This window comes from Microcystis sp. M015S2, from assembly GCF_020245945.1.
In the GTDB taxonomy this organism is placed as follows: domain Bacteria; phylum Cyanobacteriota; class Cyanobacteriia; order Cyanobacteriales; family Microcystaceae; genus Microcystis.
Map to the genome: position 1 here is coordinate 35,484 of NZ_JADBTX010000004.1, position 15,699 is coordinate 51,182.

Below are 15,699 nucleotides of genomic sequence, written 5' to 3' on the forward strand. Positions count from 1 at the left end.
TCTAAAAGTCTTACCCAACAAGGTTTTTAGATTTATTCAGCCCACCCTACTTAGCTTCAAATTGAGCTTGTTTACGAAGTAATTCCCCGATGGTTAAATTGGGTTGGGGTCTGCCATCAAAAACCGTTCCTATCTCAAATTTTTGCAACTGTACCCTTGCCAAATGATAGGCATCATCGGGTAGGGGAATATAACCAATACTATCTAATAAATCAGGAACTCGATCGAGATAATATTCGACAAATTTCTCTAAAGCGGGATTCTCTTGGGCTTTTTGAGCATTAACATAAATAAACAAAGGACGAGATAAAGGCTGATATTTACTATCCTCGACATTGCTGCGAGTTGGTTCAATACCGTTAACTTTCAAGGCTTTTAATTTATCCCGATTTTGTTCATAGTAAGCATGACCAAAATAGCCTAAAGCGTTGGCATCTTGACTGACGGCATTAACTAAAGCTTCATCATCTTCACTAAAATTAAAGTCCCCACGACTGGCATCTTTACTGTTAATTACATCACTAAAAAAATCGTAGGTTCCAGAGTCTTTACCTGGTCCGTGAAGGGTCATCGGTCGGTCGGGCCAAGCGGGATTAATTTGATTCCAACGTTTGATTTTATTCTCGGCCGCTGGTTCCCAAATAGTTCTTAATTCTGTGGTGGAAATATCATCAACCCAGTTATTTTGGGGATTGACTACCACGGTTAAAGCATCAAAAGCGATCGGTAGTTCAATAAATCTTACCTTATTAGCATCACATTCTTTTAATTCTTCCACAGAAATCGGCCGAGAAGCATTATTAATATCGGTTTCTCCCGCACAAAATTTTCTAAAACCGCCGCCGGTTCCTGAAATATTAGCGTCAATTTTAACATCAGCCAAAACTTTGTTAGGGGTATTAGCTTTAAAATCTTCGAGAACTTTATCGGTAATTGGTGCTACGGTACTCGAACCATCGATTTTAATTGGTTTTAGGTCTTGAGGATTAATATTGGCACAGGCGGGTAAAATTAGGGCAGTACCCAGGACAATTGCCACTACTTTGGTCGGACGAGATAGCTGAGTAAAAATTTCTAGCATAGGTGTGAAAAGGACAAAGTAAAAACGGGTATTGGGGAGACTTTTCAGTTATCAGTGGGGTAGTGGGGTAGTGGGGTAGTGGGGTAGTGGGGAAGTGGGAAGAAAAAAGCTGCGGGATGATGGCTGTAAACCTTAATCTTTTCTTTGTTGTTTTTACGTCACTATAATGGTAAGGAAAGAGAAACCCCCTATATAGACGGGAAAAGTTAGCGGCTTTACCTGCGACTTAAAACTAATGTTTAGTCAAAATAAATAGTAAAAGAAGTTAAGATTTTTGTCTAGTTATCGAGAAAATTTTTCTTGACAATAGATTATGTTTTTTTATTCACTTCTTAACCTATTCTTTACCAAGCAGTGGTAACTTTTAGCGTAAGATTTAAGGCAGTTTACGGATCAAAATTAATCCTATGCTCAACAAAAACAGAACCCATTTACTAACAGCCTTATCCATAGCGACTTTAACAGCGACTTTAACCGCTTGTGGGGGCGGTGATACGGCAGGAACTAGCGGAGAGGGAAGCAATAGAATTGCCCAAGTTCCTCTACAAGGAGAAGTGTCGCTCAATGGTGCGGGTGCTTCTTTCCCTGCACCCCTATATCAAAACTGGTTTGTCACCATTAATCAAATATTTTCTAAACTACTAATTAACTATCAATCTACCGGCAGCGGGGCGGGAGTCGAACAATTTATCCAAGGTACGATCGATTTTGGCGCTTCCGACGTAGCCATGAGTGACGAAGATATGGCCAGAGTTAGCCGCGGGGTTTTACTGCTACCGATGACGGCGGGAAGCATCGTTATGGCTTATAATTTGCCCGGAGTAGAAGGGCTGAAACTAAGTAGGGAAGCCTATGTAGGTATCTTTTTAGGCACGATTACCCGTTGGAACGATGCCAAAATTGCCGCCGATAACCCCGATTTAAAACTACCCGATGAAGAAATTACCGTAGTTCACCGGGCAGACGGTAGCGGAACAACGGGAGTTTTTACCAAGTTTTTAAGCGCCGTTAGTCCCGAATGGAAAAAAAGTATCGGTGAAGGAAAAGCCGTACAATGGCCGACCAAAAAAGGTAAATTTCTCGGCGGTAGAGGAAATGAAGGTGTAACTGCCCTAATTCAACAAAATCAAGGCTCGATTGGCTATATCGAGTACGGTTTCGCTAAAAATAATAACCTGCCCATGGCGGTCCTGCAAAACCAAGCCGGTCAATTCGTTATCCCCAATGAAACTAACGCCGCTGCCACCTTAGCCACGGTGGAATTACCCGAAAATCTGCGGGCTTTTATCGTTGATCCCCCGGGGGAAAATTCCTACCCCATTGTCACCTATAGTTGGATGTTGGTTTATAAAAAATACAACGATCCCCAAAAAGCTTTAGCTATGGAGGCGATGATCGAATTTGGACTCAATCAGGGACAGGAACAGTCCGCCGTCCTTGGTTATATTCCCCTACCGAAAAATGTCCGCGAACGAGTAGCCGCCGCCGCCGATGTCATCTATCCCGATTACACAATCAAGGTGGATTAGTCGCCGAAAAAATGTATTCAAAGTTACAATAATAGTGTAGAAAAGTCAATTTCGACCTTAGCTACCGCAAACTAGCTGGATTTAAACCCTAATCATGAGTGCGCCCACAGTTTCGCCCGACTCAAATTTTAAAGAACGTCCAGAATCGGAAAAAATCCTCGACAAAGGCTTTGTTGGATTAACCACCGCCTTTGCCATCGCTATTGGGGTAATTTTGCTCCTAATTGCCCTAGTTATTTTTATTCGGGCCTTACCAGCGATTCAAACCTTTGGTCTGGGATTTTTGACCAGTAGTGCTTGGAATCCCGTGCGCGGTCGGGAAGAATTCGGAGTTCTGCCCGTTATCTACGGAACTCTCGTTAGTTCTCTGATTGCCCTCCTGATTGCTGTTCCCCTCGGTATCGGTTCAGCCATTTTTTTAAGCGAAGATTTTATTCCCTTAAATGCGCGGACAATTTTGGTTTTTCTCGTACAACTTTTGGCCGCTATTCCCAGTGTTGTTTACGGATTGTGGGGTATATTTGTACTGATTCCTATAATCAGACCCCTTGGTAACTGGTTAAATGCTAATTTTAGTTGGATTCCTCTGTTTAGTACTCCTTTAGGGGGTCCTGGAATGTTACCGGCGGGGGTTATTTTAGCAATTATGATCCTGCCGATTATTATCGCTATCTCTCGCGACTCTTTGGCCGCTTTACCGACGGATCTAAGGCAAGCTTCCCTAGGCTTGGGGGCCACCCGTTGGGAAACGATTTTTCGGGTATTAATTCCCGCCGCTTTTTCCGGGATTGTCGGGGGGATTATGTTAGCTTTAGGGCGCGCTTTAGGGGAAACCATGGCAGTAACGATGATTATCGGCAATTCTAACCGCATTAGTGCCTCTATTCTCGCCCCCGCTAACACGATCGCTTCCTTATTGGCTAACCAATTCGCCGAAGCATCGGGAATGCAAGTATCAGCTTTAATGTATGCAGGTTTTGTTCTCTTGGTTTTGTCCCTAGTAGTCAATATCTTCGCCGAATTAATCGTTAATCGCGTCAAAGCTAAGTATTAAGCCGTCAGAAGGCAGAAGGCATCTTTTTTCTCCCCACTCCCCACTCCCCCACTTCATAATTCATAATTCATAATTCATAATTTCCACTGATAACTGATATGGATAGTGCGAATTTAGGCAATAATCTCAAAAAGAAACCGAGTAGTCCTCGATCGCTATTGGGGACAATTATGACCGTGATTTCGGGTTTATGTTTAGCAGTGACGATTATTCCCCTTTTTGCCGTCCTAGGCTTCGTTTTTGTGCAAGGGGTGGGCAGTTTAAACGCCAATCTCTTTACCAAATTACCGCCACCGCCGGGGTTAGGAGGGGGAGGCATCGCTAACGCCATTTTAGGCACAATTATCGTCGTTGCCCTAGCCACAGCGATCGCAGTTCCCATCGGCGTTTTAGCGGCGGTTTATCTCTCGGAATTTAGCGGTGATAACAAACTTGCCCAGGGTGTGCGCTTTGCTACCAACGTTCTAGCGGGTGTCCCTTCAATTATTGTCGGGGTTTTCGCCTACGGTTTGCTAGTTGCCCCCTTATTTGGCGAAGGAACAGCCCTTTTAGGCTTTTCTGCCCTTGCAGGTTCGATCGGTTTAGCGGTGTTAATGTTACCCACTATTATTAGAACCACCGATGAGGCTTTAAAAATCGTTCCCCAAGACATCCGCTGGGCGGCCATGGGTTTGGGGGCCTATAACTACCAAACCGTCCTAAAAATCGTCCTTCCTGCGGCAGTTCCCGCTATTTTGACCGGTGTTACTTTAGCAATTGCTAGGGCTGCTGGAGAAACCGCCTCCTTAATTTTTACGGCATTATTCTCTAACTTTTGGCCCCGGGGTGTCTTTGAACCGATTGCCACCCTTTCGGTCTTAGTGTTCAACTTTGCTACTGCCCCTTTTGCCCCCCAACAGCAATTAGCTTGGGCAGGTGCTTTAATTCTGGTGTTTTTGGTGTTGGTAACTAACATTTTATCCCGTTTAGCCACGCGCCAGAAAACCTATTAAGTCAAGGAAAAAGTAAAAAGGGATATTTAAGTAAAAATCTACCTATCTTTCCAATTCCTCAATTATCCAAATTCAAGGTCAATAATTTATGCTAACTAATCGCACTACCCAATCAACTGCAACCGTTTTAAAGGTTGATAAGGCTGATATCTACTATGGTAATTATCGAGCAGTGCGGGACGTTTCGATCAATATTCCTAAAAATAAAGTCACCGCTTTTATCGGACCCTCTGGCTGCGGAAAAAGTACCATTCTCAGGTGTTTTAATCGTCTCAATGATTTAATTCACGGTTTTCGTATTGACGGCAAAGTTTTTTATCATAACCAAGATATTTACTCTCAAGAGGTGGATCCTGTCGAAGTAAGAAAATGTATCGGGATGGTGTTCCAGCGCCCTAATCCTTTTCCCAAATCCATTTATGATAATGTGGTTTACGGAGCGCGCTTAAATGGTTATAAAGGCGATTTGGATGAATTAGTAGAAACTTCCCTGCGTCGGGCTGCTCTCTGGGAAGAAGTAAAAGATAAACTGAAAGAAAGCGGTTTTTCCCTATCGGGGGGACAACAACAAAGATTATGTATTGCTCGCGCTATTGCCGCTCAACCAGAAGTATTATTAATGGATGAACCCTGTTCGGCACTCGATCCGATTTCAACTTTAAAAGTTGAGGAATTAATGCACGAATTAAAAGAACGTTACACGATTATTATTGTTACTCACAATATGCAACAAGCCACAAGAGTAGCAGATTTAACGGCTTTTTATAATGCTGAAGCCACCGATAAAGGTGGCAAAATTGGTTATCTAGTCGAGTTTGATCATACGGACAAAATCTTCGGTGATCCTCAAGAACAAGCAACTAAAGATTATGTTAGTGGACGTTTTGGCTAAATCAGTTATCAGTTATCAGTTATCAGCTTTTTTCTTCCCTCTCCTCCTCTCCCTTTTCCCTTTTCCCTTTTCCCTTTTCCCCAACACCTATTCCTTTAAAGATTATGTATAGTACCGATGTTGTTACCGATGCGGTTTTGAGAACCAAAAATTTAAATGTTTACTATGGTTCTAATCTCGCTGTTCGTGATGTTAACCTTGATATTCCTGAGAAAAAAGCGGTCGCTTTTATCGGTCCTTCTGGCTGCGGGAAAAGTACGGTTTTGCGCTGTTTTAATCGCATGAATGATCTGGTTAAAAGTGCCAAAATTGAGGGAAAAGTTACCTTTCGCGGTCAAGATATTTATGGTAATTCCGTTAATCCTATCGGGTTACGCAGTCGTATTGGTATGGTTTTTCAGAAACCGAATCCTTTCCCTAAATCTATCTATGAAAATATCGCTTTTGGGGCGCGATTAAATGGTTACATCGGTGATATGGATCAATTGGTAGAGGAATCTTTAAAAAAAGCCGTTCTCTGGGATGATGTTAAAGATAAACTTAAAGAAAGTGGTTTAGCTTTATCGGGGGGACAACAACAAAGGTTATGTATTGCTCGCGCTATTGCGGTTAAACCGGAAGTTGTTTTAATGGATGAACCCTGTGCGGCACTCGATCCAATTTCTACCCTAAAAATTGAGGAATTAATTCACGAATTGAAAACCCAATATACTATAGTTATTGTTACTCATAATATGCAACAAGCGTCGCGGGTTTCTGATTTAACGGCTTTTTATAATGCTGAACCGACCCCAAAAGGGGGTAAAGTAGGTTATTTAGTGGAATATGATCGCACCGAGGTTATCTTTCAAAATCCCGCTCAAGAGTCCACTAGAGATTATGTTAGCGGTCGTTTTGGTTAAAGGATTAATAATTAATCGTTATTCACGACTCCAGGATAGATTAATTTTTTTCCCAGGGAATTATTGAAAAACGATTAACTTAACTGATTGCGAAAACGTTTGATGCTAATAGTTAAAAGTATCACAGCGAAACCAATCAGAGCCAATACATGAACCCATAAAGCTTCTAAACCGACACCCTTTAAAAGAATACCGCGGATAATAGCTATGTAGTGACGGAGAGGATTAAAAAGAGAGAGATATTGAAAAAATGGCGGCATCGTTTCAATCGGCGCGATCGCTCCTGATAATTGTACCATGGGTAAATTGATAAAAAAGGTGGTTAAAACTACCTGCTGTTGGGATTGACAGAGTGTCGCTAACATAATACCGACACCAATACTAACAAAAATATAGAGACTAGCTAAAGCCATAAATAGGAAAAAGTTGCCCCGAAATGGCACATTAAAAATCACTTTACCGATGGTTAATGCTAACAAAACATCACCCAAAAGGAGGATGAATAAAGGCACAACTTTAGCTAACAAAATCTCCCAAGCAGCGGCAGGAGTCATCAGTAATTGTTCGAGAGTTCCCGTATCTTTTTCTTTAACAACGGTGATAGAAGAAACGATCGAACCGATTAAAGTTAATACTAATCCCATGACTCCGGGGACAAAAAACCAACTGCTAGAAAGTCCAGGATTATAAAAGAAAATTACTTGTGTTGAGATGGGAAGTGGCGCATTTTGATTAACTTTTCCCGTACCGAATTCTTGTACAATTTGATTGATATAACCCTTAGCAATTCCTGCGGTATTGGCATCCACTCCATCGATAAAAACTTGAATAGATGCGGTTTTTTCTCGGGTGAGATTGCGACTAAATTCGGGAGGAATTATCAAACCTGCGGTTAATTTTCCTGTTTCCACCTGTTGGGTTAATGTCTTCTCATCAAAAGTGATCATTTCAGCATCAAAAATCTGATTTTCGGTAAAAGCAGCGATGAGGGAGCGACTTTCAGCAGTAGCTGCATAATCGACTATTCCTAATTTAATATGATGAACATCGGGATTAAGCGCAAATCCATAAATTAATAGTTGAATAGTTGGGGGGAAAATCAAGATAATAATTAACTGTTTGTTGCGTAATATCTGGCGAATTTCTTTAATAACTAAAGATAAAAAACGACCTGTAAATAATTGCTTAAACATCTTATTATTCTCCTAACTGCATTCTTGATAGAGCTTTTATTGCCAATAAAAATAAGACCATTCCCAAGAGGAAAATGATAACTAAATTATTGCCAATACCCGCCCAACCCACACCCCTGACAAAAGCATCTCTAGTAATTTCGATATAATAACGAGCGGGAACTATATTTGAAACTAAAGAGAGGGGAAAGGGAATATTACTTAACGGATAAATAAAACCACTGAGTAATAACGCAGTGAGAAAACCCACTAAAGAAACACCTTGCACCGCAGAATTTTGATTACCGGTACGCGCACCTAACATTAATCCAAACATCACACTTGCCCATAAATAGAGGATAGTTCCTAATAGTAATGGCATTGGATCACCGGCAAAATCTAATTGAAAAATGAGACTTCCTAAACCCATAACTCCGATAGCGATTCCGATTCCTACTATTAGATAAGCGAGGGATTTACCTAGTATTAATTCTCCAGCAGTGAGAGCGGAAGCATAAACTTGTAAAATTGTGCCTTTTTCCTTTTCTCGTACCATAGCGATCGCTGATAAAAGTGAGGGAAAAATCCATAAAACCACAGCATAAACCCCCGGCACAATATAGAGAGATTCTTGTCGTCCCGGATTAAACCAAAGTCGGGTGGCAGTTTCGATAGGAATAGTGGCAGAAATTAATTTTTCTGCTTGTAAAAAAGAGCGGGTAGTCGCTTTAATCGCATTGCGAATAATTCGGGCATTATTAGCATCTGTACCATCAACAATTGCTTGAATTTCGGCAGTTTTATTGGCTTGTAAATTACGACTAAAATCGGGAGGAATCACAACAATTGCCCTAGCAATACCTCGATCTAAAGCGGTTTCAGGGTTGCCTTCCCAAACCACGGGAATAAATAAATTAGTGGCGAACAAGCGATCGCTATAATTTTGACTAAAAACTGTTCGATCTTGATCTTGCACTAAAACCGGTATATCTTTCGCCTCTAAACGAATAGCAAAACCAAAGATAAAAAGAGTCATCACGGGTAAAATGAAAGCGAGGGCGAGGGTAAGTCGATCACGACTAAACTGCACTAATTCCTTACGACATTGGGAGATAATTCGTTTCATGAAATTGCCCGATTAAGAATAAATTTTTACGGCATTTCTAGGGAACTTATTCAGCAAGCCCTATATAATTCTTAGTAGAGGGACAGATAAAAAGCTCTAAAGGGATTGTAACCGATGACAGATGAAAGATTAGAATGGATCGAGAGCATACTACAGGCTACCGTTGTCCTCACGCAACAGAATCGAGAAGATATAGCACAGCTAACCCGTGAGGTTAGGACAATAGCAGCGAGTCTGGAACGAACCAACGAGCGCTTAAATCAATTTATCACTCAAGCTGAGAGCGATCGACAGTTTTTCCGCAACGAAGTCACTGGTATCCGTACAGAAGTTAAGCGAATCGTAGAGCATCTTTTCGGACAATCCCCGGATCAGGAATAAAGATTAGCCAACGGGTATATAGTGTTTCTCACACCTGTGTGGCACAGTTAAACTTTTGCTGATTAAGCTTTTCACCATCGACAATGTACCTCTTGCGAACAGGAAACGCTATATATGGAACCTGCGTAGGAATAACATCCCAGGGAGACAATGGCTCTGTAGAAGGAGTGGACTAACCCTAAATGGGACAATATAGAAGTTACGCATTGACAGAAAGCCTCAAATAGGCATAGCAAGTTTATGCGAACATAGTCTCCGTAATATTCTCCATAATAAATTGGCGAATAACAGGGATAAATAGCTTTCGGGCAAATTCATAGCAGTTGTTAATCAGTTGATTAAGGCAGGCAGTCTGAAGATGAGAGAAAGCAGGGAAAGCGCAAAAGAAATGATTACGAATTGCCCACTCATCACTACTACCGAATCACCACCAAGCGCGTGAGAACCGATTTATCGAGAGACGCGACACCTGTCTACGACACGCTGTCTGTTGACTTCCAGAAAAATCTTTCTTACGATAGGTAGAACAAAATCTCTGACAAAATATATGTTTATTTTGACTAATAAGGCTTTAAATGCCTTTTTCGTCTCGATTTCCGCCGTCTTTCTTAGTTCGACCGCGAGCCTCGCCCAATCCCATAGTAGTCATCATCATATTATGGTCGGGATAGACGGACTCCCGACTCTAGCCAGCGGGACTTATAAAGCTCTGGCCAATCCGAACTATGGGAGACTATCGCTTCTGTTCCCGCATCAACATGAACCCGTCAATATCAGTCATTTCCACGCCATCGGTATTTATAGTTACACGGGGGAGGCAACGAACGCGACAGTGGTAGAGACCAGTACCAATAACCGATTGCCCGAAACACGGTTCAACCTATCCCCGATCCCCCTGTTTCCGGGTAGCGGCGTTTTTGCGGGAAAGAATATTAGCCAGAAAACGGACGATCATATGTATTCGGATTTGAAAATACGTCCGGTCGCCCATTTAACCGACGATCTCGCCGATCCTTACGTGAACGCAATTTATAATACGGGAAACGGTCGCTGGAAGGACTTGTTGGGAGACGAGGCGACGATCGCCCTACAATTAATCGATATCACGCCAGGTTTGACGGTAACGGACGCTTCGGGAATAAATTTGTTTAACGCGGTCAACGATACTTATGTTATCGGGCAAGGAGATTGGTTCGCTTTCACTCCCGTGTTTTCAACAGATGGGAACGCGCCGTTAGGAACCTATTCCGCTACCTTTCGCTTCGTGGATACGAATACCGCAAACGGTCGTACCCCGCTATTACCATCGGGAACCTTTAGCCTCGATTTCCAACCGGTTCCCGAATCCTCTACCTTGCCCGGAATCGTTCTCTTGGGTTCGCTCGGTCTTCTCGGCGGAGTAAAAAGGCAAAAAAAGAAAAATAGCCGATAATCCGTCCAAAATGTTAGGACTTTTCTAATCTAACGACCTACCATTGTAGGGAACCTGCGTAGGAATAACATCCCACGGAGACAATGGCTCTGTAGAAGGAGCGGACTAACCCTAAATGGTACAATATTAAAGAGCAGGTCTCTATTATCCAAGTTATCGGCAAAAAACTTGATCAATCCTCATTAATTCTCTGCACAACGCTGATAAATGCGTCTTCTAAAGAAAAGGGAAGCAAACGCAAGGATTGTACCTGTATTCCTGCGGTGCTGACAATCTTTTTTATCTCTGGAATTTCCCTGTCGGGATGATCGAGAGTCAGGTGCAAGCAATCGCCAAAAATCGAGACGCGCCAAGCTTGTAAACGGGTTTTGAAAATTTCTGCCGCTTGTTGCACTCGATCGAGACGTAATTCGATTAATTGCCCCGGTTGTGCTGCTTTAATTTGACTGGGGGAACCTTGCATCACCACTTCTCCAGCTACCATAAAACCGAGACGATTGCATTGTTCCGCTTCTTCGAGATAATGGGTTGTCACTAATACCGCAGTTCCCTGACGAGCCAAATCGTTAATTAAGCGCCAGAATTGTCGTCGCGCTAGGGGATCAACTCCAGAAGTGGGTTCATCGAGAAATAATATCTCCGGTTCGTGCATCACGGAAGCGCCAAAAGCGACGCGTTGTTTCCATCCTCCCGGCAGTCTTCCGGTTAACATTGTTTCCCGTCCGATTAATCCCACCGTTTCCAAAACCCAAGCGATTTTTTGGCGACGGTAGCGCGGGGGAACCCCATAAACCCCGCAGTAAAATTCCAGATTTTCGATCACAGTGAGATCATCATAAAGGGTGAATTTTTGGCTCATATAACCGATTTTTTGCCGTAATACGGGATTACGCAGGTCTTGACTGCGCCCAGCTAAGGAAATATCGCCATCAGAGGCGGAAAGTAGCCCACACAGCATTTTAATCGTGGTGGTTTTTCCCGCACCATTCGCCCCCAATAACCCGTATATTTCTCCGTAGTCAATGGTTAAAGTAACACCTTTGACGGCGCAAAAATTAGCGAAGCTTTTCCGCAAATCCCTAGCATCGATCGCTATTCCCGTGGTGATGGTCTCGGATTTAAACTTTGGTAAGGGGATAAAAGGGGGATCGGAACCCTGTTGTCGCAAACGGGTGACAAAGACGTTTTCTAGGGTTGCCTCGCTAGGGTGGATAGCGCTGAGATTATCGATCGCATTCTGAATAATTCTGGTTGCTTGCTGGGGATTGCCAGTTAACACATCTAGACGATCACCAAATAACTGCACGTCATTAATATTTTGTCCATCAACCAAAAGAAGTATTTTTTCGGCGGTAGCGGCGATATCGGGCGATCGAATTTCCAAGCGTTGTAAACCGAGACGTTGGCGCAATTGGCTGAGAGTTCCGATCTCGTGAATTTCTCCCTCGTACATCAAAGCGATGCGGTGACAACGTTCCGCTTCATCGAGGTAGGGAGTAGCCACCACAATTGTTATACCTTCGCGGGCTAAAGTGGCTAAAATATCCCAAAATTCTCGCCGAGAGACGGGATCAACTCCGGTGGTGGGTTCATCGAGAAGTAGGATTTGGGGACGGGAAATCAGGGCGCAACAGAGGGCGAGTTTTTGTTTCATGCCCCCGGAAAGTTGACCAGCCAGGCGATCGCCGATGCCCTTCAGGTTCATTAAAGTTAAATATTTATCCCGGCGCGCTTGCAAATCCCTCTCGGTTACTTGGCGCAAATTGGCCACATAACGCAGGTTTTCATCAATGCTGAGGTCAAGATAGAGGGAAAATTGTTGGGTTAAATAGCCGATAGTTTGACGGACGTGACGGGGCTTTTTTCCCTCTAAATCCACATAACCACCCGATGGGTTCATCACCCCCCCCAGAATATGAAAGGTGCTGGTTTTTCCCGCCCCATCTGGACCAATTAAGCCAAAAATTTCCCCGGGATAGACTTGGAAATTTATCCCTCTGACGGCGGCAAAATTGCCGTAGTTTTTCTGGAGGTTGACGACTTCAATTAAGGGGGATAAAGAGGGATCGGCGGCGGAAACCATGGTTATTTCAAGTCAATTTTAGCATCGGCGGGCATCCCGGGTTTAGCGTAGGTTTCCGACTGATCGATCGCTAATCTGACACCAAACACCTGCCGGACGCGATCTTTTTGGAAGTAAATATTTTCGGGAGTAAAGGCCGCTTTTAGATCGATCGCACTAACTTTAGCAGCTAAGGGGCGATCGGGATCGGAGTCGAGAAATACCTGCGCTGGTTTGCCCACATAAATTTTGCCGATGTCCCCTTCTGGTATATAGGCGCGCAGATAGATCGATTGGGGATCGATGACGGTGAGCAGGGTTTTCCCACTGGTAACTACGGCCCCCGGTTGCAAGGGACGATCCTGAACGATGCCATTAATGGGACTTTTCACCTGCATGGAGTCGAGACGTTTTTGTAATTGTTGTTGATTAGCGATCGCCGCTTGTAAATTTGCCCGGGCGATGGCTAATCGGGCCTTAGCTTGTTCTTTTTGTTGTTGGTAAGCGCTTAACTGATTACTGCGAATGACGGAATTAAGGGCGGTGGAACGGGTTTGGGCTAAATTTCCCTGCGCTGCTCGCAGTTGCTGCCAGGCAGTGTTAACGGCGGCTTTTCGTGCCACGAGAGTAGCTTTAGCGGTGTCTAAGTCTGCTTTGGCCGCGTCGGCATCGGTACGGGTGCGATCGAATTGTTGCTGGCTAACTACTCCTTGCCTAAATAGTTGATCGTAACGTTCTCGATCGGCTAAAGCCAGTTTTAATTGGGCTTCTGCCCTGATTATTGCCGCTTCTGCCTGTTTTACCTCCGCTTTTGCCTGTTCTACTGCCGCTTGACCGGCAGCAACGTTGGCGCTCGCTTGGCTAACTCGTCCGGAGGAGTCTTCTTTTGCCTGCACTAAGTTCGCTGCCGCTTCTTGAATGCGACTTTCGGCCACGCTAATATCTAACAATGCTTGTGCTTCCTCTTGTCGGGCGGCGTTAACGGACGCGATCGCTGCTTGCAGTTGTTGATTAACTTCCTCATCGACGATTACTGCGATCACTTGTCCTGCTTTGACTCGATCGCCCTCCCGGACTAAAATTTGATCTACTCGTCCGCCAGTTTTTGCCCCGATATCAGTTTCGTCTGCTTCAATCCTGCCACTGACATTGAGTACCGTAGCTGGGGGGACAGGGGCAAAATGTCGCCAACCGAGATAACCGGCGGCAATCACAACAGCTAGGGGCAACAGCAACCGCGGGTTGAATTGCCGTTTTTCCGGGGCTACCGGCAAGTTAGGAACGAGGTGAGATCGAGCCATTACCTTTACTTCCCAAATTTGGCCAAGGTTGATACTTCGATCATAAACGATAACTAGGGGCGCAATTTTTGAGAACTTATAAGTAGTCGTGGACAATTAATTTCCTAGTTGAGACAGGAGTCAGGAGTCAGTAGCCGGTCGTTTCAGGCTTTGTTGCCCTCTCTTTTTGTACTAGTTTATGTACTACAAGAAGGATAATGCAAGGTTTTTGAGGGTTCCAATCCGATTTTCTGGCACTAAGATCGGATTTTAACAGGTCAAAAGCCTTATTTTAAAAGGGTTTTACCATTATTCAGCAAGCCCTAATTAATTCTCTGCACAACGCTGATCAATGTGTCTTCTCAAGGAAAAGGAAGCAAACCCAAGAATTTTAGCTTTATTCCCGCAGCATAAATAAAAGTTGATAGGGTGAGTTAATCTCACCCTATTTTAAGTTTCTAAAACTTGGCTTTCTGGCGCAGTAATTCGGCTAAAGTCACATCGAATTTTGAGTGTCCCCCGAAAACTGTTCCCGCTTCCCCGTTAAAGAAAGTGACCTTGGCTAAATGATAATGCTCACCGCTCAGGGGAATATAACCGACCTCTTGAACGATATTTTGAGCTTGACTGAGATAATACTCGACAAAACGCTGTAAATCCTTATTAGACTGAGCTTTTTGGGCGTTAACGTAGATAAATAAAGGACGGGCTAAGGGTTGATAGGTGGATTGTAGCACCGTTTCCCGGGAGGGCAAAATAGCCCCTTTACCACTGTCTATTGCTAAGGCTTTTAAGTTTGCCGCTTGTTTTTCGTAGTAAGCTAGACCAAAATATCCCAGGGCGTTGGCATCTTGACTAACTCCTTGGATTAGAGTGTCGTCATCTTCACTGGCAACGTAATCGCTACGGCTAACATCTTCTTTTCCTACCACCGCTTCCGTAAAATAATCGAAAGTTCCCGAATCTTTGCCCGCACCAAAGAGATTGAGAGGTTTATCCGGCAATCCTGATCGCACTTGACTCCACTTGGTAATTTTACCCTGGGCCGCAGGTTCCCAGATTTTTTTTAATTCCTCTAAAGTGATGCTATCAATCCAATTGTTTTCTTTATTGACTGCGATGGTAAGTGCATCAAAGGCGATCGGCAATTCGATAAATCTAATGTTATTCCGATTACAAGCTTCGATCTCATCGCTGCGAATCGGTCGCGAAGCATTGCTAATATCGGTTTTTCCAGCGCAAAACTGCCGAAATCCGCCAGTAGTACCCGAAAATTTGACGCTTATATCCGCAGACGGCTGTTTTTGTTTTTTGTATTCATCGGCGACAGCTTTGGTGATCGGGTAAACGGTGCTAGACCCATCAATAATAATTGATTTGTTTGATTGGGAGTCAACGGGAGCGCAAGCAACTAAAACACCAGCACTAACAAAAATAAGAGCCTTTTTGAGCAATTTATCGAGATTTATCAGCATTTATCCATCCCCTTGCTTTTCTGGGAGTCAGAAAAATCTATCTCCATCATTTCAAAAAAAATTGATTTGACACGAAAATTCCACCAAAAAGATAACAAACTTAACAGTAGCGAAAAGCAGCGGTGGCCCTGTTTGCCTTGACAGGCCCAGATAAAAAGCTTTGTCTGGGCAATTTCTCCCCAATAGATGGTTTAATACCATTTTTCTTTATTCGTAGCAGGTATCTTACTCCCCTCTCCCTTTCTGGGAGAGGGGTTGGGGGTGAGGGCAATTAACCATCTCTGCCATTACTTTTGAAAAATGGTATAAATTAAGATTTCA

The 15,699-nt window shown here is 43.6% G+C and carries 13 protein-coding genes and 1 pseudogene; 7 read left to right on the forward strand and 7 right to left on the reverse strand.

Annotated features, from left to right (window positions below; translation table 11 throughout):
• Window positions 1–46: 46 nt before the first annotated feature.
• Window positions 47–1,081: a PstS family phosphate ABC transporter substrate-binding protein gene (locus IM473_RS00475; RefSeq protein WP_287656852.1), complete on the reverse strand. Its 1,035-nt coding sequence runs from the start codon at window positions 1,079–1,081 to the stop codon at window positions 47–49.
• Between the two features lie 407 nt (window positions 1,082–1,488).
• Here IM473_RS00475 and pstS point away from each other — a divergent pair, with 407 nt between their 5' ends.
• The 5 genes from pstS to pstB (IM473_RS00500) all read left to right on the forward strand — a co-directional run bounded on the left by pstS (window position 1,489) and on the right by pstB (IM473_RS00500) (window position 6,450).
• The gene (gene pstS, locus IM473_RS00480) at window positions 1,489–2,610 is read left to right on the forward strand and encodes a phosphate ABC transporter substrate-binding protein PstS (RefSeq protein ID WP_287656854.1); all 1,122 of its coding nucleotides are present in this window, start codon (window positions 1,489–1,491) and stop codon (window positions 2,608–2,610) included.
• Between the two features lie 94 nt (window positions 2,611–2,704).
• Window positions 2,705–3,664, forward strand: coding sequence for a phosphate ABC transporter permease subunit PstC (pstC, locus tag IM473_RS00485; protein ID WP_287656855.1), 960 nt, complete (start codon window positions 2,705–2,707; stop codon window positions 3,662–3,664).
• Between the two features lie 98 nt (window positions 3,665–3,762).
• Window positions 3,763–4,656: a phosphate ABC transporter permease PstA gene (gene pstA / locus IM473_RS00490; RefSeq protein WP_287656857.1), complete on the forward strand. Its 894-nt coding sequence runs from the start codon at window positions 3,763–3,765 to the stop codon at window positions 4,654–4,656.
• An 88-nt stretch (window positions 4,657–4,744) separates the two neighbouring features.
• Window positions 4,745–5,548 (forward strand): phosphate ABC transporter ATP-binding protein PstB, encoded by an 804-nt coding sequence (gene pstB, locus IM473_RS00495; protein ID WP_287656858.1) that lies wholly within the window; start codon window positions 4,745–4,747, stop codon window positions 5,546–5,548.
• Window positions 5,549–5,652: 104 nt separating this feature from the next.
• Window positions 5,653–6,450 carry a phosphate ABC transporter ATP-binding protein PstB gene (gene pstB / locus IM473_RS00500; RefSeq protein WP_012265133.1) on the forward strand — a complete coding sequence of 266 codons (798 nt, stop codon included), beginning with the start codon at window positions 5,653–5,655 and terminating at the stop codon, window positions 6,448–6,450.
• 74 nt (window positions 6,451–6,524) lie between these two features.
• On the opposite strand, the gene IM473_RS00505 is transcribed toward pstB (IM473_RS00500), so the two are convergent.
• Complete coding sequence (locus tag IM473_RS00505; RefSeq protein WP_287656859.1) at window positions 6,525–7,643, reverse strand: ABC transporter permease; 1,119 nt, start codon at window positions 7,641–7,643, stop codon at window positions 6,525–6,527.
• Between the two features lie 4 nt (window positions 7,644–7,647).
• Complete coding sequence (locus tag IM473_RS00510) at window positions 7,648–8,748, reverse strand: ABC transporter permease (protein WP_287656861.1); 1,101 nt, start codon at window positions 8,746–8,748, stop codon at window positions 7,648–7,650.
• 114 nt (window positions 8,749–8,862) lie between these two features.
• Here IM473_RS00510 and IM473_RS00515 point away from each other — a divergent pair, with 114 nt between their 5' ends.
• Complete coding sequence (locus IM473_RS00515) at window positions 8,863–9,129, forward strand: hypothetical protein (RefSeq protein ID WP_287656862.1); 267 nt, start codon at window positions 8,863–8,865, stop codon at window positions 9,127–9,129.
• 238 nt (window positions 9,130–9,367) lie between these two features.
• Here IM473_RS00515 and IM473_RS00520 read toward each other — a convergent pair.
• Window positions 9,368–9,541, reverse strand: a pseudogene (locus IM473_RS00520) (IS701 family transposase); the annotation flags it as partial.
• Window positions 9,542–9,787: 246 nt separating this feature from the next.
• On the opposite strand from IM473_RS00520, the gene IM473_RS00525 reads away from it, so the two are divergent.
• The gene (locus IM473_RS00525; protein WP_287657013.1) at window positions 9,788–10,561 is read left to right on the forward strand and encodes an all3515 family Zur-repressed PEP-CTERM protein; all 774 of its coding nucleotides are present in this window, start codon (window positions 9,788–9,790) and stop codon (window positions 10,559–10,561) included.
• Between the two features lie 172 nt (window positions 10,562–10,733).
• On the opposite strand, the gene IM473_RS00530 is transcribed toward IM473_RS00525, so the two are convergent.
• The 3 genes from IM473_RS00530 to IM473_RS00540 form a co-directional block, all read right to left on the reverse strand.
• Entirely contained in the window at window positions 10,734–12,644 is a 1,911-nt protein-coding gene (locus tag IM473_RS00530) for an ATP-binding cassette domain-containing protein (RefSeq protein WP_287656864.1), read from the reverse strand.
• A 2-nt stretch (window positions 12,645–12,646) separates the two neighbouring features.
• On the reverse strand, window positions 12,647–13,924 hold the full coding sequence (locus IM473_RS00535) for an HlyD family secretion protein (RefSeq protein WP_287656865.1): 1,278 nt from the start codon (window positions 13,922–13,924) through the stop codon (window positions 12,647–12,649).
• 437 nt (window positions 13,925–14,361) lie between these two features.
• Window positions 14,362–15,378, reverse strand: a complete 1,017-nt coding sequence (locus tag IM473_RS00540) for a PstS family phosphate ABC transporter substrate-binding protein (RefSeq protein ID WP_287656866.1) — start codon at window positions 15,376–15,378, stop codon at window positions 14,362–14,364.
• Window positions 15,379–15,699: the final 321 nt, after the last annotated feature.

Excerpts from the sequence above, each read along its gene's own strand:
- IM473_RS00475 (WP_287656852.1), bottom strand. The coding sequence starts at position 1,081 with ATGCTAGAAATTTTTACTCAGCTATCTCGTCCGACCAAAGTAGTGGCA.
- pstS (WP_287656854.1), top strand. The coding sequence starts at position 1,489 with ATGCTCAACAAAAACAGAACCCATTTACTAACAGCCTTATCCATAGCG.
- pstC (WP_287656855.1), top strand. The coding sequence starts at position 2,705 with ATGAGTGCGCCCACAGTTTCGCCCGACTCAAATTTTAAAGAACGTCCA.
- pstA (WP_287656857.1), top strand. The coding sequence starts at position 3,763 with ATGGATAGTGCGAATTTAGGCAATAATCTCAAAAAGAAACCGAGTAGT.
- pstB (WP_287656858.1), top strand. The coding sequence starts at position 4,745 with ATGCTAACTAATCGCACTACCCAATCAACTGCAACCGTTTTAAAGGTT.
- pstB (WP_012265133.1), top strand. The coding sequence starts at position 5,653 with ATGTATAGTACCGATGTTGTTACCGATGCGGTTTTGAGAACCAAAAAT.
- IM473_RS00505 (WP_287656859.1), bottom strand. The coding sequence starts at position 7,643 with ATGTTTAAGCAATTATTTACAGGTCGTTTTTTATCTTTAGTTATTAAA.
- IM473_RS00510 (WP_287656861.1), bottom strand. The coding sequence starts at position 8,748 with ATGAAACGAATTATCTCCCAATGTCGTAAGGAATTAGTGCAGTTTAGT.
- IM473_RS00515 (WP_287656862.1), top strand. The coding sequence starts at position 8,863 with ATGACAGATGAAAGATTAGAATGGATCGAGAGCATACTACAGGCTACC.
- IM473_RS00525 (WP_287657013.1), top strand. The coding sequence starts at position 9,788 with ATGGTCGGGATAGACGGACTCCCGACTCTAGCCAGCGGGACTTATAAA.
- IM473_RS00530 (WP_287656864.1), bottom strand. The coding sequence starts at position 12,644 with ATGGTTTCCGCCGCCGATCCCTCTTTATCCCCCTTAATTGAAGTCGTC.
- IM473_RS00535 (WP_287656865.1), bottom strand. The coding sequence starts at position 13,924 with ATGGCTCGATCTCACCTCGTTCCTAACTTGCCGGTAGCCCCGGAAAAA.
- IM473_RS00540 (WP_287656866.1), bottom strand. The coding sequence starts at position 15,378 with ATGCTGATAAATCTCGATAAATTGCTCAAAAAGGCTCTTATTTTTGTT.